We start from the raw sequence: 20,489 nt of genomic DNA, 5'->3' as shown, positions 1-20,489 counted from the left end.
GCCTACCTGCCTTGGGGCGAGGCGGTGGTGCCGCGCACCAGCAGCCGGGTGGGCAGCACGACCTCGGGCCGGTCCGCTTCACCCCGGCCCAGGGCCGCGAGCAGCATGTCCGCCCCGATGCGCCCCTGGTCCTGGACCGGCTGGGCCACGGTGGAAAGATCCAGCAGGTCCGCCATCAGGTGGTCGTCGAAACCCATCACGGAGAGGTCCCGGCCGGGTACCAGGTTGGAGCGCCGAAGCGTGCGCAGCGCACCGATGGCAACCTCATCGGACTCGCAGAACACGGCGGTCGGGGGACGGGAGGAGGCAAGCAGCTGCGCCATTGCCTCGGCTCCGCCTTCCACGCCCCAGGGCGCGGACGCCACGTACGCGTCCGGCACCTCCAGACCGCGTTCGGCCATGGCCTGCCGGTAGCCCCGGTAGCGCTCAACTGAGGCCGCTCCGTAGCTGCCGGTCACGGTGGTGGTGCGGATGACGGCGATCCGGCGGTGCCCCAGGTTGGTCAGGTGCCGGACGGCGGCCGCGGCGCCGGCGGCGTCGTCGATCCCCACGAAGCGCTGCCCGGGCAGGCGGCAGCTGATGCCGATCACGGGAATGCCGTGGCCGGCCAGGGCCGCGGTTTCGGCTTCGGAGAGCGAGATCGCGACGACGGCCAGGGCATCCACCCGGCGGCGGAAAGGCAGGGCGGAAAAGAAGGCCGACCGTTCCCCGGCGCTTTCCGCGCGGTAGAGCAGCAGGTCCATTCCCGTCTCCCGCAGCCCGTCCTCAAGGCCCGCCAGCACGGTGGAGTGGAACCAGCGGTCAATGTGCGGCACCAGCACGCCTACCGCCCCGGTCCGGCCGGAGGCCAGCCCCGAGGCGGCCGGGGAGACCGCGTAGTCCAGCTCGCGGGCCACGGCCAGGATGCGTTCGCGCTGCTCGTCCGAGACGCCCGGCTTTCCGCCCAGTGCCCGGGACACGGTGGACAGGGCCACCTGGGCGGCCCGGGCGACGTCGGCCATGGTCACCGGACGGTGTTGCCGGCCCGAGTGCGGGGGATGGGGGAGAGGCACAAGACAATGCTAGACGGATTCGCAAACGCTTGCGTACTGTTTTCGCCGCTGCAGGGTGCTGATGGCGTGCTAGTTTTTGCTGTGCGGCATCAAGGGTGTGCCAAATCACGGCCTGGCGCTCCCAATCATTATCCGTGAACTACGCAAGCGTTTGCGAAGGGAGCACGACGGCTATGGCGCACAAGCGAAGCCTGCGGACAGCGGCGGTGTTGGGGACGGCGGGACTCCTGCTGGGCACCGCCGGCTGTTCGCCCCCGGGTAACGAAGACCCGGTCGCCGGGCAGAGCACGTCCGAACCGACCTCCCCGGTCACCATCACCTGGCAGGCCTCCCCGTTCGGCAACCGCGCCGACGACGCCCGCGTCTGGCTCGTCGAGCAGTTCGAGGCGGAGCACCCGAACATCGACGTCGAAGTCATCAGCGCTCCGACCAACACGGACACGAACCGGGCCAGCCTGGCCACCCAGATCATGGGCGGCGCCGCCACCCCGGATGTCTACAACGGAGACATCTCCTGGGCGGCCCAGCTGGCCGACGCCGGGCTGGCGCTGCCGATCGACAGCTACCTGCCCGAGGACTGGTTTGAAGGGTTTGACGAGGCGATCGTGGCGGGCGCCAGCTATGAGGGACAGGTCTACGGCATGCCGCTGACCCTGGACCAGGCGTTCCTCTACTACCGCACCGACCTGCTGGAAAAGCACGGCCTGCCGGTACCCACCACCTGGCAGCAGGTGGCGGAGCAGGCCCGGCAGCTGCAGGACGCCGGCGAGGTGAGCGACGGCATCGCCTGGCCCGGTGCCTCGTACGAGGGGCTGACCGCCGTGACCAACGAATTCGTGGCGGCCGCCGGCGGCTCGCTGGTCGCCGAGGACCTCAGCGGGCCGGGCACCGACAGCCCCGAGGCCGCCGAGGCCGTGGACTTCATGCGCGGGCTGATCGAGGACGGGGTCAGCTCCCGCGGCGTGCCCACCTACCAGGAACCCCAGGCGCTGCAGACCTTCACCAACGGCGACGCGGCATTCCTGCGCAACTGGGCCTACGCCTACGCCAGCGCCGAAAACCCCGAAAGCTCCGCCGTCGCCGGCAACGTGGGCGTCACGGCCATGCCGGCCTTCGGAGACAAAGACGTCCGCGCCTCCACGGTGGGCGGCTGGAACGTGTACATCAACCCCCACACCGAGCAGCTGGGCGCGTCGCTGGCCTTCCTGACCTGGCTGACGAGCGCGGAGACCCAGCAGCAGCTCGCCGAGCGGTCCACGGTGGTTCCCGCCCTGGACGCGGTGCGGACCTCGCCCGAGGTGCAGGAGCTGTCGCCGGTGATCGCGGCCAGCGTGGACAACGACCTGGTGCCCCGGCCCACCGCCTCGCCCTACTACGCCCAGATCTCCCAGTCGGTCTACGGCAACGTCAACGGCGTCCTGGCCGGGAGCACTCCCGCCGCCGACGGGCTGGCGGCCGTGACGCGGGGCATCCGATCCGCGCTGGATGGAAGGAGCCTCTGATGGCCGTCTCCGCCCCCGCCCGCCCGGAGCCGGCCCGCGGGCCGGCGTCCGCACCGCCGCGCCGCAGCAGGCTCTCCAGCTCGGCCGCCCGCACCGGATGGATCTACCTCAGCCCTACGCTGGCCGTTGTGGGTCTGGTGACCCTGTTCCCGATTGCCTTCTCCATTGCGATGAGCTTCTCGAAGGTGGAACTGGGCTACACCGGTTTCGCGCTCACCGGGTTCACCACCGACAACTACGCGGCGCTGTTCAGCAGCGGCCGCTGGGCCTACGCAGCCTTGTTCACCATCTTCTACACCGTGGTCACCGTGGTCATCGAACTGATCCTGGGCACCCTCGTGGCGCTGGTCCTGGAGCGGCTGACCAGCTGGCGGGGCTGGATGATGGCCCTGCTGCTGATCCCCTGGGCCATGATCACGGTGATCTCCGCGCAGCTGTGGTCCTACCTGTACAACTCCGCTTATGGAGCCGTCTCGTGGGTTTTCGACCTCTTCGGCGGCGACCCGGTGATCCTCGGCGAACCGGCGTCGGCCATCACCGCAATGATGGTCGCGGACATCTGGAAGACCACGCCGTTCGTGGCGATCATCGTGCTCGCCGGGCTGGTGGCCATCCCGGGCGACATCTATGAGGCCGCCGAGCTCGACGGTGCGAACGCCTGGCAGACCTTCTGGCAGGTCACCCTGCCGCAGCTGTCCGCGACGCTGGCGATCGCCGTCCTGTTCCGGGTGCTGCAGGCCTTCGGCGTCTTCGACCTGCCGTTCGTCCTGACCGGCGGAGGCCCTGGGACGTCCACGGAGTCCCTGGCCCTGCTCGGCTGGAAAGTCATGTTCCAGAGCCTGAACCTGGGCACCGGGGCCGCGGTGGCGGTCACCACCGGCGCCCTGGTCCTGATCGCCTGCCTGCTGTCGCTGCGGGCCTTCCGCTCCCAGGTCAACGAGGAGAAGCCATGAGGAACCGCACCCGCAGGGGCTGGCGCCGCTACATCAACACCATCAACATCAGCGCCGCGGTGATCGCCCTGCTGACCGCCGCGCCCATCTACTGGCTGTTCGCCAGCTCCTTCAAGCCTTCCGCGGAGCTGGGCTCGCTGCCGCCCACCCTGCTGCCCCGCGAGCCGAGCCTGGAACACTACCGTGAGGCGTTCGGCCAGTACTCCTTCGGCACGTACATGTTCAACAGCGTCCTGATCGCGCTCACGGCCACGGCCGTGGTGCTGCTGCTGGCCCTGCTGGCCGGGTACGCCCTGGCCCGGCTGCCGGTGCGCGGCAAGGGCCCCATGCTGGTGGGCCTGCTGGTCATCTCGGTGTTTCCGACGATCGCCGTGGTCACCCCGCTGTACCTCCTCGAGCGCTCGCTGGGCATGCTCAACAGCTACCAGGGGCTGATCCTGCCCTATATCGCCTTCAACCTGCCCTTCGCGGTGTGGATCATGCGCAACTACCTCAAGGACCTGCCGTTCGAGCTGGAGGAGTCCGCACGGATGGACGGCGCTTCGGTCACCCGCACGGTGTTTTCGATCATCCTGCCCGCCGCCCGGCCGGGCCTGTTCACCGCCGGGATCTTCACCTTCACGGCCTGCTTCACCGAGTTCCTGATGGCGATGACCTTCAACGCCGAGGACCGCTTCCGCACGGTGCCGGTGGGCATCGCCCTGTTCGGGGCCGAGTTCGAAGTTCCGTACGGGACCATTTTCGCGGCATCGGTGGTGGCGATCCTTCCGGTCGCCATCCTGGTGCTGGTATTCCGCAGGGCCGTGGTCTCAGGCATGACCGCCGGCGCCGTCAAAGGCTAGGAGCAACAATGAACAGCACATGGTGGCGCGACGCCGTCATCTACCAGGTCTACGTCCGCAGCTTCGCGGATTCGAACGGCGACGGGACCGGGGACCTGCCCGGCGTCGTGTCGAAGCTGGACTATCTGGAGGAGCTGGGCGTGGACGCGCTCTGGCTGACCCCGTTCTTCCCTTCGCCGCAGGCCGACGGCGGGTACGACGTCAGCGACTACCGCGATGTCGATCCCATGTACGGGAGCCTCGATGACTTCCGGACGCTGCTGGCCGAGGCGCACGCCCGCCGGATCCGGATCATTGTCGACATTGTGCCCAACCACTGCTCCGACGCGCATCCGGATTTCCAGGCCGCGCTCGCCGCAGGGCCGGGCTCGCCGGAACGGGACAAGTTCATCTTCCGTGACGGGCTGGGTGAGAACGGGGAGCTGCCGCCGTCGGACTGGCAGTCCAAGTTCGGCGGCCCGGCGTGGGACCGGGTGGCTGACGGGCAGTGGTACATGCACATCTTTTCCCGCGAGCAGCCGGACTTTAACTGGCGCAACCCGGCGGTCCGGGAGGACTTCGACCGGACCCTGCGCTTCTGGTCCGACCTCGGCGTGGACGGGTTCCGGATCGACGTCGCGCACGGGCTGATGAAGGACCTGGACCTGCCGCTGCGCAACACCTACGGCGCCGACATCGCGCCGCTGCTCTCTCCGCCGGAGGGGGACAACCACCCCTTCTGGGACCGGGACGAGGTGCACGAGGTGTACCGCGAATGGCGCAAGGTGCTCGATGAGTACGATCCGCCGCGGCTGGCGGTCGCCGAAGCAGGCGTGAGCCTGGACCGGCTGCCGCTGTACGTGCGGCAGGACGAGCTGGACCAGGCCTTCAACTTCTTCTACCTGCGCTGCCCCTGGCAGGCCGACGAGTTCCGGCGGGTGATCGATTCGGCGCTCGCCGGCGTCGCATCGGTCGGGGCGTCCACGTCCTGGGTGCTGTCCAACCATGACGTCGTGCGGCACCGGACCCGCTACGGGCTGCCGAACGGCACCGACCCGGTCAAGTGGCTGGCCGGCAACGGAACCGAACCGCCGGCCGATGATGCCCTGGGAGAGAAGCGGGCCAGGGCCTCGGTGCTGCTCACGCTGGCCCTGCCCGGTGCAGCCTACCTGTACCAGGGGGAGGAGCTCGGGCTGCCCGAGGTGCCGGACCTTCCGGCGGCGGCCCTGCGCGACCCGATTTACGAGCGGACCGGCGGCCGGGAAAAGGGGCGGGACGGGTGCCGGGTGCCGCTGCCCTGGAATGCGGCCGAACCGGGGTTCGGGTTCGGGGCGGGGACGCCGTGGCTGCCCCAGCCGCAGGGTTGGGGCCGGTATGCCGCTTCGGAACAGGAAGGCGACGAGGGCTCGTTCCTGGCGCTGTACCGCCGCGCCGTCCGGGCCCGCCGGCAGCTGCTGGCGCTGGCACCCGGCGACGACATCGAATGGATCGACGCCGGGCCGGACGTGCTGGCCTTCCGCCGCGGTCCGCTGCAGTGCCTGCTCAACTTCGGCCCGACTCCGGTGCCGGTGCCCGCCGGCCGCGTGCTGCTGTCCAGCACCGGCGGCGAACCGCAGGAGCTCGGTGCCGACGAATCGGTCTGGGTACTGGTCTGAGCCGCTGCCGGCCGGGCCACAACCCGGCCGGCCGGTAGGGATACCAAGACCGCACGGATACGCAGCGGCCGGCGTCGCCCGCGGGGAACGACGCCGGCCGCCGCGCCGGTCTCAGCTGTGGTTGATCAGGACTTGACCGACTTGGCGGCCTTCGCTGCCGTACCGGCTGCCTTGCCTGCGGCCTTCTGAGTCGCCTTGCCGGCTCCCTTGACGGCGGCGGCGGCCGCGCCGGCCTTGGCCGGCGCAGGAACCTTGACGACCTTGACCTTCGTCCGTGCCTTCTTCGCCATCAGCAGCGAGGCGGCGATGCCAGCCATCCAGACGTCCTTGGCCAGGCCGGTGCCCTGCTGGGTGGGGCGGATGCCGTCCTCCTCGGTCATGCCCGGAGTCTTCAGGTACATGGCAATCATGCCGCCGGAGAAGGCGCCCAGGGCCAGTCCCGCCACCCGTGCGGGGATGAACGGCGCCAGCAGGGTCGCGCCGACGCCGATTTCGGCGGCGGAGAGCAGCTTGCCGAACTTCTCCGGCTCCATCTCGGCGACCTGCGGGAAAGCGTTGGCGGCCATCGCCTGCAGCCCCGCGGCGCTGTCGGCGTCGAGGTTGCGCTTGTTCAGGCCCGAGTTGAGGATGAAGGCGCCGGTGGTCAGGCGCAGCGGGATCTGGCTGAGCTTCATGGAAAGTCCTTCCTTCGAAAGTAAGGGTGCTTCTTTCCCTGAGCCTAATGCTGTTTTGCCCGGAAACGCCAGACGAGGCCTCAGGCGGAACACGCTCCGCGGCGCTGCTTCGCCTTCCGGATGTGTTTCTGCTTACATGGAGGAAGGTAGCCCGCAGCTGTCGAGACGAATAGGAAATCCCATGGAATTCCTCCCGGCCGAGCACCCCCGGCCGCGACATTTCATCCTCCATCTCAGTGACACCCATCTGGTGGGTGAGAACCGGCTGCTGTACGGCGACGTCGACAGCCGCGCCCGGCTGCACCGCCTGTTCGAGCGGCTGCGGAACTCGGAGATGCGCCCCGACGCCCTGGTCCTGACGGGGGACCTCGCCGACCGCGGAGAGCGGGACGCCTACGCCGCCCTGCGGGAGCTGGTGGTGCCGGCGGCCCGGGAGATGGGCGCCCAGCTGATCTTCGCGGTGGGAAACCATGATGACCGTGCCGGCTTCAAGGCTGAGCTGCTCGGGGAGGCGCCGGACCTGCGACCGGTGGACCGCAGCTACGACGTCAACGGGCTGCGGATCATCACGCTGGACTCCAGCGTGCCGGGATACCACCACGGCGAGCTGGACCCCGGGCAGCTGCGGTGGCTGCGCAGCGAGCTCGCCGTCCCGGCACCCCACGGCACCATCCTGGCGCTGCACCATCCGCCGGTGCCCAGCGTCCAGGACCTCAGCGTCCTGGTGGAGCTGCGGGACCAGGAGCGGCTGGCCGAGGCGCTGGAAGGCTCCGATGTCCGGGCCATCATTGCCGGCCATCTGCATTATTCGACGTTCGCGACCTTCGCCGGAATACCCGTCTCAGTGGCCTCCGCCACCTGCTACACCCAGGACCTGGCGACGCCGGGAACCCGGGGGCAGGACGCGGCGCAGGGCTTCAACATGGTGCACGTGTACGACCACACCGTGGTGCACTCGGTGGTGCCGCTCGACGAGGCGCCGACCGTGGGGGAACAGGTGGGCCCCCAGGAGGCACGCAGGCGCCTGGACCGGGCCGGCGTCCGGATCCCGGAGCCCCGGCAGATGGCGGGTGCGCCGGATTATCCGCCTCAGATGTCGTAGCGCGCAGGCTCCCGGCCGAGGTTGAAGAACCGCCCGGTGATCCGCTCCGGCCGGATCTCCACGTACTGGTACTTCAATGTGCGAACCCACGGCTCCAGCGGCAGCGCGTCGGCTGCCTCGATTTCTGCGGAGCGCTCCAGCAGCCGGGAGGTACCGGTGACGACCACGGACCAGGCCTGGTCGCTGGTGATGCCGTCCGCTTCGAAGGCGACGTTCGAGTTCACGGCCAGTTCGGCGAGCTTGGTGCCGGGCGAGGTGCGGAACACGATGCGGCCGTCCCGTGCAACGTAATTCAACGGATAGATGTGCGGGCGGTTCTGCACACTGACCGCAAGCCGTCCGTGGGCCGTGTGCTCGAGGTAATTCCACGACTCTTCGGCGGTGAGTTCCACGACGGGAGGGAGGTCATCGTTTCTCATGCTCCCAGTGTGCAGCGTTGCCCCCTGCCGCGCCAGCCCGGCCTTTCCAGCCAACTTGACGGTCCCGGGAACCGCCAATAAGAGTGTAGATGGGCAGTTGTTTACCCTGATCAGCTCAAAACTCTACTTAGAGAGAACGTGATGACAGACGCAGAGCAGAACCCCAATCCCTCCAACGCCGGGCAGAGCGAACCCGCGAACCACCTGACCACGCGGCAGGGCCACCCGGTCTACGACAACCAGAACACCCGCACCGTCGGCTCCCGCGGTCCGGCCACGCTGGAGAACTACCAGTTCCTGGAGAAGATCAGCCACTTCGACCGTGAACGGATTCCGGAGCGCGTGGTCCACGCCCGCGGCTTCGTGGCCTACGGTGAATTCGAAGCCAGCGGCAAGTGGGGCGACGAGCCGATCTCGAAGTACACCCGCGCCAAGCTGTTCCAGGAGCCCGGCAAGAAGACCGACGTCGCCATCCGCTTCTCCTCGGTGATCGGCGGCCGCGACTCCTCGGAGGCGGCCCGCGACCCGCGCGGCTTCGCCGTGAAGTTCTACACGGAGGACGGCAACTGGGACCTGGTCGGTAACAACCTGGGTGTCTTCTTCATCCGGGACGCCATCAAGTTCCCCGATGTCATCCACTCCCTGAAGCCGGACCCCGTCACCTTCCGGCAGGAGCCGGCCCGGATTTTCGACTTCATGTCGCAGACTCCCGAGTCCATGCACATGCTGGTGAACCTCTTCAGCCCCCGCGGCATCCCATCCGACTACCGGCACATGCAGGGCTTCGGCGTGAACACCTACCGCTGGGTCAACGCCCAGGGCGAGTCCAAGCTGGTCAAGTACCACTGGCTGCCGAAGCAGGGCGTGAAGTCCCTGACCGAAGAGGACGCCGCGAACATCCAGGCCCAGGACCTCGGCCACGCTTCCAAGGACCTCTACGAGGCGATTGAGCGCGGCGACTACCCGCAGTGGGACCTGTACGTGCAGCTCATGGACGACCACGACCACCCGGAGCTGGACTTCGACCCGCTCGATGACACCAAGACCTGGCCTGAGCAGGAGTTCGAGCCGAAGTACGTCGGCACGATGACCCTGAACCGCAACGTCCAGGACCACCACAACGAGAACGAGCAGATCGCCTTCGGCACCGGCGTGCTGGTGGACGGGCTGGAGTTCTCCGACGACAAGATGCTCGTCGGCCGCACCTTCAGCTACTCCGACACCCAGCGCTACCGGGTGGGCCCGAACTACCTGCAGCTGCCGGTCAACTCGGCCAAGAACGCGAAGGTGGCCACCAACCAGCGCGGCGGCCAGATGTCCTACGGCACCGATCTCGCGCCGGGCCAGAACCCGCACGTGAACTACGAGCCGAACATCACCGGCGGGCTGCAGGAGGCTCCGAAGCCGGGCCAGGCCGAGGTCGGCCCCGAGCTGCAGGGCCGCCTGACGCGCGCCCGGATCGAGCGGACCAACGACTACATGCAGGCCGGCCAGCGCTACCAGCTGATGGAGCAGTGGGAGAAGGACGACCTGGTCGCCAACTTCGTCGCCAACATCTCCCAGGCCGTGCGCGAAGTGCAGGAGCGCATGCTCTGGCACTTCTACATGTGCGACGACGAGCTGGGCGCCCGGGTGGGCGAGGGCCTGGGCATCACCCTGGACGAGGTCAAGGACCTCGGCCCGCTGGCCACCCAGACCCTGAACGAGGAGGAGACTGAGCGCATGAAGAACCTGGGCCACAACGGCCCGCGCAACGTCGAGGGCCTCACCATGACGCACTGCGTGCCCAACGAGCACGTGGTGGTCACCCGCTAGTCCTTGAGTGACGAGCGACGGCGGCGGCTCGCTTCGGCGGGCCGCCGCCGTCGGCGTTAACACTCCCGGGACAGTTCCCCGGTTCCCCTTCCGCCGTTCCGCGGTGCCTCGAACCGCGCCGCGGCACGGAGTAGGCTCGGGCCATGGCCGCTTCGCCCGCACGCCGCATCGCCGTCTCCTGGGCCCGGACCGCCGCGTCCCACAGCCCGCAGTTCTCCGCCAAACTGGGGCGGCTGGCCGCCGCCGCCGTGGCGGGGCTGGCTGCGGCGGGCGCGGATCCGGTGGAGGTCGACGCCGCCGCCGGACCCGCCGGCGTCGACGGATTCGACGGCGTGCTGGTGCTCGGCGGCGGTGACGTGGACCCGCGGCTGTACGGCGGGGATGCCGGCCATCCCAGCCTCGGCAACGTCTGCCGCGACGCCGACGAGGCCGAGCTGGCCCTGATCCGGGAGGCCGCGGAGCGGGGCCTGCCGGTCCTGGGCATCTGCCGGGGCATGCAGCTGCTCAACGTAGCCTTCGGCGGCACCCTGGTGGAGGACCTCGGCCCCGGGTCGGTGCACAAGGTCTTCGCCGACCACACGGACAGGGACACCGCCGGCATGGCGGCGCACGACGTCGTCGTCCGCCCCGGCACCCTGCTGGCGGCCGTCCTGCAAAAGGTCGCGAAGGACGGCAGGGTTCCGGTGCAGTCCGGACATCACCAAGCGGTCCGCGGGCTGGGTCAGGGGCTCAGCGTCAGCGCGACGGCAGGAGACGGCGTGGTGGAAGGCATCGAGGGGCAGGACCCCAACGCCGGGTGGCTGCTGGGGGTGCAGTGGCACCCGGAGGCGCCGGGAACGGCGCCCGGCCAGTTCCCGGCCCTGCTGGAGGCCTTCCTGGCCGCGGCGCGTTCCCGGGTTACTTCTCCCAGGGTGCCTTGATCGGGAAGTAGGCCTCCAGGAACGCGGTCACCCGCTCGGCCCGCTCGTCGGCGGAGACCTCGGGGAAGGAGCCGTCGTTGAGACAGAACATGTCCTTGTTGCGCTTGGCCAGCAGCTTGTCCATGCTGCGCAGACCCGCACGGGTGGTGGTGTCCACGTACTTCACCTTCGCCGTCTCCTGGGTGACGGCGCGCCCGGTGAGCAGCGCGTAGTAGTGGTACAGCGAGTTGGTCACCGAGATGTTGTCCTGGGCGCGGAAGGTGCTGGCGGCGGTCGCGGCGAACTCGTCCGGGAAGACCGCTTCCAATTCCAGCAGCACGCTGCGGCGCAGCGGCGCAGCGCAGTGCTCCAGGTGCCGGGTGGTGATCCGGCCGAACCGCTCCCAGAGCAGGCGCCGGTTCACCCGGGCGGCGTTTTCGAAGCCGCTGCGCTCCGGGTCGTTGGCGCCCAGGCCGATCCGGGTGCTGGCCTCGATGAACTTGGTGATCCCGCCGGGGGAGAAGAACATGTCCGGGCCCACCGGGCGGCCGAAGAACATGTCGTCGTTGGAGTACAGGAAGTGCTCGGCCAGGTCCGGAATGTGCTGCAGCTGGGACTCCACGGCCTGCGAGTTGTGGGTCGGCAGCACCGAGGGGTCCTTGAAGTGCTCGACCGCCGGGACCAGGGTGACTGAGGGATGCTCGGCCAGCCAGGCGGGGGCGGGGGAGTCGGTGGCGATGAAGATCCGCCGGATCCACGGGGCGAACATGTACACCGAGCGCAGCGCGTACTTGAGTTCGTTGATCTGCCGGTACCGGGCTTCGTGATCGTCGCCCTCGCCCACCACCGCGTTCTTCATCCGGGCGGCGCGGGCCGCCTGGAACTCGGGAGAGCTGCCGTCCACCCAGGAGAAGACGAGGTCGACGTCGAACCGGATGTCGGTGGCGTGGTCGGCGAACATGTTCTCGATGGTCGGCCAGATCAGCCCGTGCCGTTCGACCGTGCCGCGGACCACCTCGGAAGCGGGCAGGGTGCGGCGGGTGAGCGAGTTCTCCACCGGCAGGGTGATCTGTTCACCGGACAGGTCCCACAGTTCAAGCTGGACGCCGGCGGAGGCGCCGTAGACCAGGTTGGTGCCGCTTACACTGCGTGGCCGGAAGACGCGGATGATGCGGCTTTCCGCGGGGGCGAGCTCGCCGTCGGCGATCAGACGGGTGCGGGCCTTGCGGTCCACGCTGCGGGAGTAGAAGGGCTCCTCGCGGCAGGCCTCGACCATGGCTTTGGCGAGCTGCCCGCGGGCGCCGAGGTCCACGGCGAGCACCGGGCGTTCGTCGTTGCCGCGTACGAGCAGGAAGGGGATGCCGGCGTCGTCGAGCACCCGGCGGACGAACAGCAGGTCCTCGACCATCGCCTGATGCGGGGTGAGCCCGGTATCCATCAGGGTCAGGCGCCCCTTGACCTTGGCCACGTCCGGCCGCTCACCGACCCGGCGGAGGACGGCGAGCGAAGCGGTCTGCAGGTCCTCCGCCTCCGGGGTTTCCTCCGGCGTGCCGAAGTAGACGTCGTGTTCAGCTGAGATGTCGGTAATCGGAACCTCCAACAGTCACGGCGCCGCGGCGCCGGTGGAATAAGGGACCTGTGCGGCGCTGCACGTGAAAGAGCTGGCTCCAGGCGTGAAAACGCCGTTGGTCTGGGATGCCCCGTACTGTCCCGATAGCATGAGTGCCCGAGGCGGAGATCTCCGGGGAGCCGATGTGGGATACCGTAACACCAGCGCCGCCGCAGTGCTGATTGCCGTGATGACTATGTCTTCATGCGCCGCACCGCCGGCCCAGGAAGACCGGTCGTCGGCGGCATCGCAGCCGGCGCAGTGGAGCACCTACACCACGGCCGACAGGCGGCTGGCCTTCGAATATCCGGGCGACTGGTCCGTGAGCGCCGTCGAACCGCTGGCCAACGATCCCGACGGCGGTGTATCCGTCAGGGTGCGGGACGGCGCAGGCCGGATTATTGCCGCGTTGGACACCGGCCTCATCGTCGGACAGGAATGCAGCCCGCCCGCAGAACCCACGCAGTACACCGAGTACGAGGCGCGTCCGATGCCCGACCTGACCGCGTCGGGCGGAACGCAGCAGCGGTTCGTGTACCACTCCGTGGATCCGGCGGAGGGGCCGTCCAAGGCCACCTATGCGGTGGTGAGCGGAGCCGAGGAAACCGGCCAATGCGGGCTGTTCGACTTCTTCCGCCTTACCGAGAGCAGCGGCGGGCGGTTCATGGGAGAGTTCGTGAGCGGGCAGCCGCCGGAGAGCCCGGAGTTCCTGGAAGAGGCCGCGGCCTATCCGCAGACGGAGGAGTACCGGGACGTGCTGCGCATGCTCACCTCCCTGCGGAACGCCGGGTAGGGGCCGGCACGGCAGAACCCGGCTCGGTGAATGCAGGCGAAACCTCCTCCTGTGGATAAGGACTGCGGGAGCGCCCAAGGGCTTAGGGTGGATTCCAATTCGGCTGCCGGGGAGGGTCGTTTCCCCGCCCACGCTGGTGTTTTCGGCGCAGACGGGTACCTTCGGCGGCAGTCTCTGACCGTCGCCCAAGCCGGCGGTCCGTCCGCATCGGGGGTTTGCATGGTTCCGTGTGACAAGGTCCGCTCCCTGGCGGCGGCTGCACTGCTGTCGTCGCTTCTGCTGGCCGTCAGCGGCTGCTCTGGCGGCGAAGCGGGGGCTGACGGGGCTCCGTCGTCAACGCCGACTCCCGCAGGGCCATCGTCTGCCTCTGCGCCGGGGCCCGGGACGCCGGCTGCGGGCCCTTCCTCATCATCCAACGGCCGATACGTTCCCGCGTCCGCCGCCGGGCCGGCGCAGAACGTTCCCCTTCCCGTGATGCCGGAAGAGGCGAAGGAGTTCTCCAAAGAGGGCCTGGAGGCCTTTGCGAGGCACTTCTATGCACTGCTCAATTACGGATATGAAACCGGTGATACGCAACCAGTACGTGCGCTCAGTGGTCCGGATTGTTTCGGATGCAACAACTGGTATCCGGTCGTAGAAGAAGGCTTCGTGGAGGACGACTGGATGGCTGGTGCAAAGATTGAGGCCAGATCGGTGGTATCGGAGTTCATACGCACCCCAGAGGGGCGCTATCAAGTTCTCATTCAGATGACCCAGGAACCATTGCAGTTTTATAGCCCTGAAGAATATCTGGGGTCAGAGCCGGGGAACGATCGGCTATACGTGCAGATGATGGAAGCCACGTATAGAGAAGAAGGCTGGTTCACCGATGAGCTCGTCACTATTCAGCGCTAGCCGGATATGCACGGCTCTCATGCTCATAGCGTGCATACTCCTCGGGGGGTCAGGCACTGCCAAGGCAGGAAAGAATGCAGGCGGGGGGTTCGGCGACGGTTCGGTAACCGCGGGTGTGTGGCAGCAGGATCCGGAGTCAGGCCTGTATACCGATGTCCCAATAGGCGCAGCTGACAAACTGAATGGATTCCGGTTTGTTGCCCTGTGTTTTGAAGGAGACGTGGGAAGCATCAAGTGCTTCGCGGATTTGGGGTTCAGCTGCGACGAGGCTGAGGGCGGAACGGCAGTGCAGTGGTACAGCGGCCTGAAGTCAGCTGATCCGGCAACGTGGCTGCCATACGGTGGACCCACCTGCGTGTACTCGGAGGAACCAGAAAGCTTGGAAGAACGGATCCGTGCGGTCATTCTTTCCGAGTTTCAGCAGCGGCCGATCGCGGCGGGTGAGCTTGTCATTCAGCCCGGACCGCATTCCCTGGTCGGAATGCACACCAACATGTTCGTGGATGCCCGGGAGCAGGTCTTCGACATGACCCTGTTGGGGCAAAACCTGCGGATCGTGGCCGCGCCGACCGAGTATGAGTGGAACTACGGCGACGGCACCTCATACGGACCGAGCCCCGTGCCCGGCGGCCCGCTGCCGGAGGAACGATGGGGTGAACCGACGCAGACCAGCCACGTGTACACCGCCACTAGGGACTACCAGGTCTCAGTCACCACGTACTTCTCCGGCGAGTATTCGGTCAACGGCGGTCCGATGATCGCCATTGACGGACGGGCCCAGGTCGCTTCACCGCCGCAGCTGCTGAGTATCTGGCGGTCCGAGTCCCGAAACGTGGCGGACAACTGCTTGGTGAATCCAGCCGGCTTCGGCTGCTGAAAATGGAAGGCCAGGTCATCTCTGTGCGTCGAACCGTTGGTAAGTCAGTGACCTCGGCCGTCCTGCTGTCGTCCCTGATGCTGGGCGTCAGCTCCTGCGGTGACGGAGACGTGGGGGCCGAAGAGCGGCCGTCTGACGCGGCGTCCTCGTCCAGGGGCTCGACCTCCAGCCCTTCGGCGGGACGTCCCTCCGCATCCTCGATACCTTCACCGACGGTCCGCTACGTTCCCGCTTCTGCCGCCGGCCCCGCGCAGAACGTCCCTCTTCCGGTGATGCCGGAAGAGGCGAAGGAATTCTCCAAGGAGGGGCTGGAGGCCTTTGCGAGGCATTGGTTTGCCCTCGTAAATCACGGATATGAAAGCGGAGAAACCAAGTTGATCCGTGACATCAGCGGTCCTGCTTGTACAGCGTGCAATAGCTGGTATCCGGTCATTGACCGGGGGTACGCCGATGGAAAATGGCTGGTGGGAGGAGAGCTTGAGGTCATGTCCGTCGGCACGAAGTTTTCGCCCACGAACGAGGGGCGTTATCAGGTCCTTATTCAGCTGATTCAAGACCCTCTCGAGTTCCATGCCGAGACCGGGATCCTCGAATCAACTGCAGGAAGGAAAACACCAGCCGTCCAGATGATCCAAGCGGCCTACACCGGGTCTGGCTGGGTTGCCGAAGACGTCGTCACGATTGAATACTAGCCGGGGGTTCAAATGGTTTGGCGTGCCAAGCTTCGGTCGCTGGCCGGAGCTGCCCTGCTCGCGTCGCTCTTGCCGGGCATAAGCGCTTGCGCTGGCAGCGACAGGGAATCCGACCTGCCCCCTTCAACGTCCAGCGCGGGAACACAACGTGCTGTTTCCGACGAATCCGGACCGGCAGCTGTCAGTGCAACGGCAGCGCCCTCGCCTCCTGGGGCATACGTTCGTGCGTCCGCTGAGGGGCCGGCGCAGAACGTCCCTCTTCCGGTGATGCCTGAAGAGGCCAAGGAATTCTCCAAGGAGGGGCTGGAAGCCTTTGCACGGCATTGGTACGCGCTGGCGAACTACGGCTACGAGACGGGCGATACAGCCCCTCTCCGGGCTGTCAGCGGCCCTGCCTGCGTTGCCTGTAACAGTTACTATCCGGCCGTGCAAACAGGATATGCGGGAAACGACTGGATGGCTGGGGCACGCATCAACATACAAAGCGTGGCGTCTAATTTCGTCGAAACACCGGAGGGGCGGTTCCAAGTGCTGGTCCAATATATGCAGGACGACTTGGAATACCATTCGCCCGAAGGGCACCTCTCGACCTACCCCGGTGACGACCGGCCTGCCGTCCAGATGATTGAAGGCCGGCACACAAATGGCAATTGGACGGCCGAAGACGTTGTCACGGTCAGCCAATAAATCGGCCTGTCTGTTCCCTCTTCTTACCGCTTCTGCTGCTGCGAGGCCCCTAAAACGGCAGGGCCGCGGAAAGCCGAAGCCTTCCGCGGCCCACGCCGCCTCGCGGAGCCGGATCAGCCCTTGACGGCGCCGGCCACCAGGCCGGAGGAGATGTATCGCTGCAGGAACAGGAACAACGCCATCACCGGAACGGCCGCCAGCACGGCGCCGGCGGAGAAAACACCCCAGGTGCGGGACTGGTTGTCGCCCACGAACGAATACAGCCCCACGGCCAGGGTCTGCGAGTCCGGATCGTTCAGCACAATCGAGGCGATCATGAACTCGCCCGTGGTCGTAATGAACGTCAGCAGCCCCACGATCGCGAGGATCGGAGTGACCAGGCGCAGGATGATGGTGAAGAAGATCTGGAAATGGCCGGCACCGTCAATTCGCGCCGCTTCATCGAGAGACTGAGGCACCGTGTTGAAGAACCCGTACATCAGGTACGTGTTCACGCCCAGCGCGCCGCCCAGGTACACCATGATGAGGCCCAGCTGGCTGCCCAGGCCCAGCGCCGGGATAATGTCGCTGATTCCCGACAGCAGCAGGAAGATCGCCACCACGCCGAGCATCTGCGGGAACATCTGCAGCAGGAGCAGGCTCAGCAGGCCCATCCGGCGGCCCTTGAACCGCATCCTCGAGAAGCTGTACGCGGCCAGCGCCCCCAGGAAGACCGTCGCGGCGCTGGTGACCAGTCCGATCACCAGGGTGTTCATAAACCACCGGGCGAACGGCTTCTGCGGATCCGAGAACAGCGCCTGGAAGTTGTCCAGGCCCACGTTCCGGAACAGTCCGCCGGAGGAGACGAGGGTGCCGGTGGGGCTCAGCGCTGCGGACAGCACATAGACAAGGGGCAGCAGCGCGAAGGCCGCGGTCACCCAGCCCACGAGATGACGCCATCCTGTATCGCGGAACCACGCGGCGAAGCGGCGTCGGCGGGGGTGCGGCGCCCGCTGGATGGCAGCGGGACGGGACTCTGTAGCTGCGCTCATGAGTTCACTTCCTCCAGCGATTTGGTCTGCCTAAAGCTGATTGCGGAGATAACGGCGACGATGATGAAGATCAGGATGGCCAGCGCGCTGGCCAGACCGTAGTCACGGCCCGATCCCTGACCGAACGCCACCTTGTACACCACCGTGATGAGCAGGTCGGTGGCTCCGATGTCCTGGCTGGTGTCCGGGAAGCGCGGCCCGCCGCCGGTAAGCATGAAGATCACGTTGAAGTTGTTGAAGTTGAACGCGAACGTGGAGATCAGCAGCGGGGCGGTGGAGACCAGCAGGAGCGGCAGCTTGATGGAGCGGAAGATGCGCCAGGCGCTCGCCCCGTCCATCCGGGCCGCCTCGTTGACCTCCTCGGGCAGCGACTGCAGCGCACCGGTGCAGACCAGGAACATGTAGGGGAAGCCCAGCCACGTGTTCACCAGCAGCACGCTGGCCTTGGCCAGCCACGGGTCGTTCAGCCACGGAATCGAAGCTCCGCCCAGCAGGGCCTGGTTGATGAACCCGAACTCCTCGTTCAGCATGCCGGACCAGACCAAACCGGCCAGGAAGGCCGGGAAGGCGTAGGGCAGGATCATCAGGACCCGGTAGATCCGCTTGCCCTTGAGCGTGGGGTGGTTGAAGGTGATCGCCAGGAACAGCCCGAGCCCGAAGCACAGGGCCACCGAGGCGACAGCGAAGGTAAAGGTCCACACGATCACGCTCAGCAGCGGATCGCGCAGGTTCGGGTCGGTCAGCGCGTGCTCGAAGTTCTCGAAGCCGACGTTGATCTTCCAGCCGGTGGCGAGCGCCTCGCCGCTGTCGGACACGAAGGAGCCCTCACCGCCGTCGCGGTACACGGTCCCGGTGTCGATGTTCGTGAAGGTGTCCGCTGCCTCGTCGTAGACCAGCACCGGCTTGTAGACGTAGGCGTTGGAGCCGTCGGCGGTCTGCAGGGTGCCGTCGTCGAGGTCATCGGTGAGCGGAACCTGGAGCGCCAGGATCTCCGACTGCCGGTTGAGCAGTTCGTTGAACGCGAGCGTCCGGTAGCCGTCGGCGCCCACGGCCTTGCCGGCGGACCCGATCTCCGGATCGTCGACGGCGGCCAGGGGAACCTCGCTGCCACCCAGCTGCACCTCGCCGTCGGGGTCGGTGACGAGCAGGAACAGGTCATCATCCTGTTCCAGGACCGAGACCTGGTAGGCGGGGGAGTCGGGGACGCGCTGCTGGGCGGTGAGGGAGATGGCCGCAATCGCGTCATCCTTGGTGCTGTTGTGCCCGTCGCCGTAGTTGGTGAAGGCAACGTAGCCGCTGTAGGCCACGACGAAGACCTGGAAGACCATCAGGAACAGCACGCCGGGGGCCAGGTACTTGGCGGGCAGTCCGCCGCGGCGCAGGTAGATCCAGTTGATCAGCAGGGTGACCGAGGCGGCGATGGCCAGGATCAGCCACTTCTCCGCCATGAATAACGTGATCAGGACGTAGACGGCGAACGCGTCCACCAGCCCGAGCAGCAGGATTTTGGCCAAAGTTCCGGCCACGGAGTCGGGGCCGCGGCGCGGCGGGCGCGGCGGAGCGGGTTTTGAGGGGCGGACGGCAGTGTCCACGGATACGACCATGATTTCTTCCTTCGGCGCAGGCGGGCGGGGCACCAGCCCCGCCCGCCCGATGTCCGCCTGAGCGGAATACCGCTACTTGGCGATCTTGGATTCGATGTTGGAGACCATGGCGGCCCAGGCCGACGCCGGCTCGCCCTCGCCCTTGATCAGGGCCAGCTCAGTGCCGCCCCAGTCGGCCCACACGGCTTCCATTTCCGGGATCGCGGGCATGGGAACACCGTTGGCACCGATCGCGCCGAATGCCTCAACCACCGGATCGGAGGCGGCCTTCTCGAAGGAGGCGGTCAGGGCCGGAGGACGGCCGCCGGCCTCGAACATGGCGTCCTGCACGGCCTCGGTGGTGAGGTAGTTCAGGGCGAATTCGTTCGCGGCCAGCGCGTTCTGGCTCTTGGCGCTGATGAAGAAGCCGTTGACGCCGATGAACGGCTGGGCCGGCAGGTCGCCGGCGGTAGGCAGCGGATCCACGACGACGTTGATGCCGGCGTCGACGGCGTCCGGCACGTTCCACGGGCCGGTCAGGAAGTACGGGGACTCGCCGGCGCTGAACTTCTCCTTGGCAATGTCCGGGGAGATGTTGGAGTTCAGGATGCCCTCGCCGGCTTCGCCCCAGGCGAGCAGCTTGGCGGCGAACTCGGCGCCGCCGGGGTTGCCCAGCTCGAGCTTGGAGGCGTCATAGCCGCCGGTCTCGTCGGTGCCGAACACCGGAGCGCCCATGGACGTCTGGAACGGGTACAGGTGGTACGGGTCGCCCTGCTTGGGATCCAGGCCCACCAGGAACGGGAACTCCGCGGCGCCGTCGGCCACCGCGGCCTTGCCGTTGGCGATGACTTCATCCATGGTGGCCGCGGCCTCGGGAACGAGGTCGGCGTTGCGCAGCAGTCCGATGTTCTCGATGGAGTAGGGGACGCCGTAGGTGTTGCCCTCATAGGTCATCGCCTGGATGGCCGAATCCTGGAACAGCTCCGCCTTGTCGCCCAGCTCGACGGGCGCGACCACACCGTTCTGGACGAACTTGCCCAGCCAATCGTGCGGGCCCACGATCAGGTCCGGGCCCTTGCCGGTCGGGACCTGGGTGATGAAATCGTCCGAGACCTGCTGGAAGTCCTTGGTGACCAGCTTGACCTCGATGCCCGTGTCCTCCTTGAAACGGGCGGCGACGTCGGTCAGGGCGGGGGAGCGCTCGGCGTCAACCCACATGGTGAGCGTCGTGGCGCCGGCCGAGGCGAGGTCTTCGCTCCCGGCGTTTTCGCCGGCGTCGGATCCGCCGCAGGCACTGAGGACGAGGGCGGCGGTGACGGATACCGCACCGAGAGCCAGGGTGCGGCGGCCGCGGGCAGCCCCACCCATTGTGTGCACCTTCATTGGTGTACCTCTTCTGTGTTGGCCCCGTGAGAAACGGGGAAGCGTGGT

19 protein-coding genes are annotated in these 20,489 nt (G+C 67.3%); 12 read left to right on the top strand and 7 right to left on the bottom strand.

Annotated elements, in window-relative coordinates; genetic code table 11:
• Positions 1–2: 2 nt before the first annotated feature.
• Positions 3–1,052: a LacI family DNA-binding transcriptional regulator gene (locus AC5RUW_RS09955; protein ID WP_494160541.1), complete on the bottom strand. Its 1,050-nt coding sequence runs from the start codon at positions 1,050–1,052 to the stop codon at positions 3–5.
• Positions 1,053–1,225: 173 nt separating this feature from the next.
• On the opposite strand from AC5RUW_RS09955, the gene AC5RUW_RS09950 reads away from it, so the two are divergent.
• The 4 genes from AC5RUW_RS09950 to AC5RUW_RS09935 are packed head-to-tail and all read left to right on the top strand — an operon-like array spanning position 1,226 to position 5,983.
• A complete protein-coding gene (locus tag AC5RUW_RS09950) occupies positions 1,226–2,554 on the top strand; it encodes an ABC transporter substrate-binding protein (protein ID WP_494160540.1) in 1,329 nt (442 codons plus the stop codon).
• Complete coding sequence (locus tag AC5RUW_RS09945) at positions 2,554–3,507, top strand: carbohydrate ABC transporter permease (protein ID WP_494160539.1); 954 nt, start codon at positions 2,554–2,556, stop codon at positions 3,505–3,507. Before AC5RUW_RS09950 ends, AC5RUW_RS09945 begins: the two co-directional genes overlap by 1 nt.
• The gene (locus tag AC5RUW_RS09940; protein WP_494160538.1) at positions 3,504–4,349 is read left to right on the top strand and encodes a carbohydrate ABC transporter permease; all 846 of its coding nucleotides are present in this window, start codon (positions 3,504–3,506) and stop codon (positions 4,347–4,349) included. Before AC5RUW_RS09945 ends, AC5RUW_RS09940 begins: the two co-directional genes overlap by 4 nt.
• Before the next feature lie 8 nt (positions 4,350–4,357).
• On the top strand, positions 4,358–5,983 hold the full coding sequence (locus AC5RUW_RS09935; protein WP_494160537.1) for a glycoside hydrolase family 13 protein: 1,626 nt from the start codon (positions 4,358–4,360) through the stop codon (positions 5,981–5,983).
• A gap of 125 nt (positions 5,984–6,108) precedes the next feature.
• Here the strand turns inward: AC5RUW_RS09935 and AC5RUW_RS09930 are convergent, their stop codons facing one another.
• The gene (locus tag AC5RUW_RS09930; protein ID WP_494160536.1) at positions 6,109–6,657 is read right to left on the bottom strand and encodes a hypothetical protein; all 549 of its coding nucleotides are present in this window, start codon (positions 6,655–6,657) and stop codon (positions 6,109–6,111) included.
• Positions 6,658–6,838: 181 nt separating this feature from the next.
• On the opposite strand from AC5RUW_RS09930, the gene AC5RUW_RS09925 reads away from it, so the two are divergent.
• Positions 6,839–7,759 carry a phosphodiesterase gene (locus AC5RUW_RS09925; protein ID WP_494160535.1) on the top strand — a complete coding sequence of 307 codons (921 nt, stop codon included), beginning with the start codon at positions 6,839–6,841 and terminating at the stop codon, positions 7,757–7,759.
• On the opposite strand, the gene AC5RUW_RS09920 is transcribed toward AC5RUW_RS09925, so the two are convergent.
• The gene (locus AC5RUW_RS09920; protein ID WP_494160534.1) at positions 7,747–8,178 is read right to left on the bottom strand and encodes a pyridoxamine 5'-phosphate oxidase family protein; all 432 of its coding nucleotides are present in this window, start codon (positions 8,176–8,178) and stop codon (positions 7,747–7,749) included. The genes AC5RUW_RS09925 and AC5RUW_RS09920 overlap by 13 nt on opposite strands.
• Positions 8,179–8,319: 141 nt before the next feature.
• Here AC5RUW_RS09920 and AC5RUW_RS09915 point away from each other — a divergent pair, with 141 nt between their 5' ends.
• The gene (locus AC5RUW_RS09915; protein ID WP_494160533.1) at positions 8,320–9,993 is read left to right on the top strand and encodes a catalase; all 1,674 of its coding nucleotides are present in this window, start codon (positions 8,320–8,322) and stop codon (positions 9,991–9,993) included.
• 143 nt (positions 9,994–10,136) lie between these two features.
• On the top strand, positions 10,137–10,913 hold the full coding sequence (locus AC5RUW_RS09910) for a gamma-glutamyl-gamma-aminobutyrate hydrolase family protein (RefSeq protein WP_494160532.1): 777 nt from the start codon (positions 10,137–10,139) through the stop codon (positions 10,911–10,913).
• Here AC5RUW_RS09910 and AC5RUW_RS09905 read toward each other — a convergent pair.
• Positions 10,891–12,492 (bottom strand): stealth family protein, encoded by a 1,602-nt coding sequence (locus AC5RUW_RS09905; protein ID WP_494160531.1) that lies wholly within the window; start codon positions 12,490–12,492, stop codon positions 10,891–10,893. The genes AC5RUW_RS09910 and AC5RUW_RS09905 overlap by 23 nt on opposite strands.
• A 199-nt stretch (positions 12,493–12,691) precedes the next feature.
• On the opposite strand from AC5RUW_RS09905, the gene AC5RUW_RS09900 reads away from it, so the two are divergent.
• From AC5RUW_RS09900 to AC5RUW_RS09880, 5 genes are all read left to right on the top strand, one after another.
• A complete protein-coding gene (locus tag AC5RUW_RS09900) occupies positions 12,692–13,294 on the top strand; it encodes a hypothetical protein (RefSeq protein WP_494160530.1) in 603 nt (200 codons plus the stop codon).
• A 30-nt stretch (positions 13,295–13,324) separates the two neighbouring features.
• A complete protein-coding gene (locus tag AC5RUW_RS09895) occupies positions 13,325–14,188 on the top strand; it encodes a DUF6318 family protein (RefSeq protein WP_494160529.1) in 864 nt (287 codons plus the stop codon).
• A 481-nt stretch (positions 14,189–14,669) separates the two neighbouring features.
• The gene (locus AC5RUW_RS09890) at positions 14,670–15,065 is read left to right on the top strand and encodes a hypothetical protein (protein WP_494160528.1); all 396 of its coding nucleotides are present in this window, start codon (positions 14,670–14,672) and stop codon (positions 15,063–15,065) included.
• Positions 15,066–15,067: 2 nt separating this feature from the next.
• Positions 15,068–15,757 (top strand): DUF6318 family protein, encoded by a 690-nt coding sequence (locus AC5RUW_RS09885; RefSeq protein WP_494160527.1) that lies wholly within the window; start codon positions 15,068–15,070, stop codon positions 15,755–15,757.
• A 12-nt stretch (positions 15,758–15,769) separates the two neighbouring features.
• Entirely contained in the window at positions 15,770–16,444 is a 675-nt protein-coding gene (locus AC5RUW_RS09880) for a DUF6318 family protein (protein WP_494160526.1), read from the top strand.
• Between the two features lie 113 nt (positions 16,445–16,557).
• On the opposite strand, the gene AC5RUW_RS09875 is transcribed toward AC5RUW_RS09880, so the two are convergent.
• The 3 genes from AC5RUW_RS09875 to AC5RUW_RS09865 form a co-directional block, all read right to left on the bottom strand.
• Positions 16,558–17,475 (bottom strand): sugar ABC transporter permease, encoded by a 918-nt coding sequence (locus tag AC5RUW_RS09875; RefSeq protein WP_494160525.1) that lies wholly within the window; start codon positions 17,473–17,475, stop codon positions 16,558–16,560.
• Positions 17,472–19,079, bottom strand: coding sequence for an ABC transporter permease subunit (locus AC5RUW_RS09870; RefSeq protein WP_494160524.1), 1,608 nt, complete (start codon positions 19,077–19,079; stop codon positions 17,472–17,474). The genes AC5RUW_RS09875 and AC5RUW_RS09870 overlap by 4 nt, the downstream gene beginning before the upstream one ends.
• A gap of 72 nt (positions 19,080–19,151) precedes the next feature.
• A complete protein-coding gene (locus AC5RUW_RS09865; RefSeq protein WP_494160523.1) occupies positions 19,152–20,441 on the bottom strand; it encodes a sugar ABC transporter substrate-binding protein in 1,290 nt (429 codons plus the stop codon).
• Positions 20,442–20,489: the final 48 nt, after the last annotated feature.

This window comes from Arthrobacter sp. Y3222053, from assembly GCF_059092805.1.
Note: the sequence above shows the minus strand (reverse complement) of the source record. Positions and strands in the feature narration are given on the sequence as shown.

What these genes read in the sequence shown, in the direction of transcription:
- AC5RUW_RS09865 (WP_494160523.1), bottom strand. Translation starts at nt 20,441, where the DNA reads ATGAAGGTGCACACAATGGGTGGGGCTGCCCGCGGCCGCCGCACCCTG.
- AC5RUW_RS09925 (WP_494160535.1), top strand. Translation starts at nt 6,839, where the DNA reads ATGGAATTCCTCCCGGCCGAGCACCCCCGGCCGCGACATTTCATCCTC.
- AC5RUW_RS09940 (WP_494160538.1), top strand. Translation starts at nt 3,504, where the DNA reads ATGAGGAACCGCACCCGCAGGGGCTGGCGCCGCTACATCAACACCATC.
- AC5RUW_RS09935 (WP_494160537.1), top strand. Translation starts at nt 4,358, where the DNA reads ATGAACAGCACATGGTGGCGCGACGCCGTCATCTACCAGGTCTACGTC.
- AC5RUW_RS09950 (WP_494160540.1), top strand. Translation starts at nt 1,226, where the DNA reads ATGGCGCACAAGCGAAGCCTGCGGACAGCGGCGGTGTTGGGGACGGCG.
- AC5RUW_RS09910 (WP_494160532.1), top strand. Translation starts at nt 10,137, where the DNA reads ATGGCCGCTTCGCCCGCACGCCGCATCGCCGTCTCCTGGGCCCGGACC.
- AC5RUW_RS09930 (WP_494160536.1), bottom strand. Translation starts at nt 6,657, where the DNA reads ATGAAGCTCAGCCAGATCCCGCTGCGCCTGACCACCGGCGCCTTCATC.
- AC5RUW_RS09945 (WP_494160539.1), top strand. Translation starts at nt 2,554, where the DNA reads ATGGCCGTCTCCGCCCCCGCCCGCCCGGAGCCGGCCCGCGGGCCGGCG.
- AC5RUW_RS09875 (WP_494160525.1), bottom strand. Translation starts at nt 17,475, where the DNA reads ATGAGCGCAGCTACAGAGTCCCGTCCCGCTGCCATCCAGCGGGCGCCG.
- AC5RUW_RS09920 (WP_494160534.1), bottom strand. Translation starts at nt 8,178, where the DNA reads ATGAGAAACGATGACCTCCCTCCCGTCGTGGAACTCACCGCCGAAGAG.
- AC5RUW_RS09900 (WP_494160530.1), top strand. Translation starts at nt 12,692, where the DNA reads ATGACTATGTCTTCATGCGCCGCACCGCCGGCCCAGGAAGACCGGTCG.
- AC5RUW_RS09880 (WP_494160526.1), top strand. Translation starts at nt 15,770, where the DNA reads ATGGTTTGGCGTGCCAAGCTTCGGTCGCTGGCCGGAGCTGCCCTGCTC.
- AC5RUW_RS09915 (WP_494160533.1), top strand. Translation starts at nt 8,320, where the DNA reads ATGACAGACGCAGAGCAGAACCCCAATCCCTCCAACGCCGGGCAGAGC.
- AC5RUW_RS09895 (WP_494160529.1), top strand. Translation starts at nt 13,325, where the DNA reads ATGCAGGCGAAACCTCCTCCTGTGGATAAGGACTGCGGGAGCGCCCAA.
- AC5RUW_RS09870 (WP_494160524.1), bottom strand. Translation starts at nt 19,079, where the DNA reads ATGGTCGTATCCGTGGACACTGCCGTCCGCCCCTCAAAACCCGCTCCG.
- AC5RUW_RS09885 (WP_494160527.1), top strand. Translation starts at nt 15,068, where the DNA reads ATGGAAGGCCAGGTCATCTCTGTGCGTCGAACCGTTGGTAAGTCAGTG.
- AC5RUW_RS09890 (WP_494160528.1), top strand. Translation starts at nt 14,670, where the DNA reads ATGCACACCAACATGTTCGTGGATGCCCGGGAGCAGGTCTTCGACATG.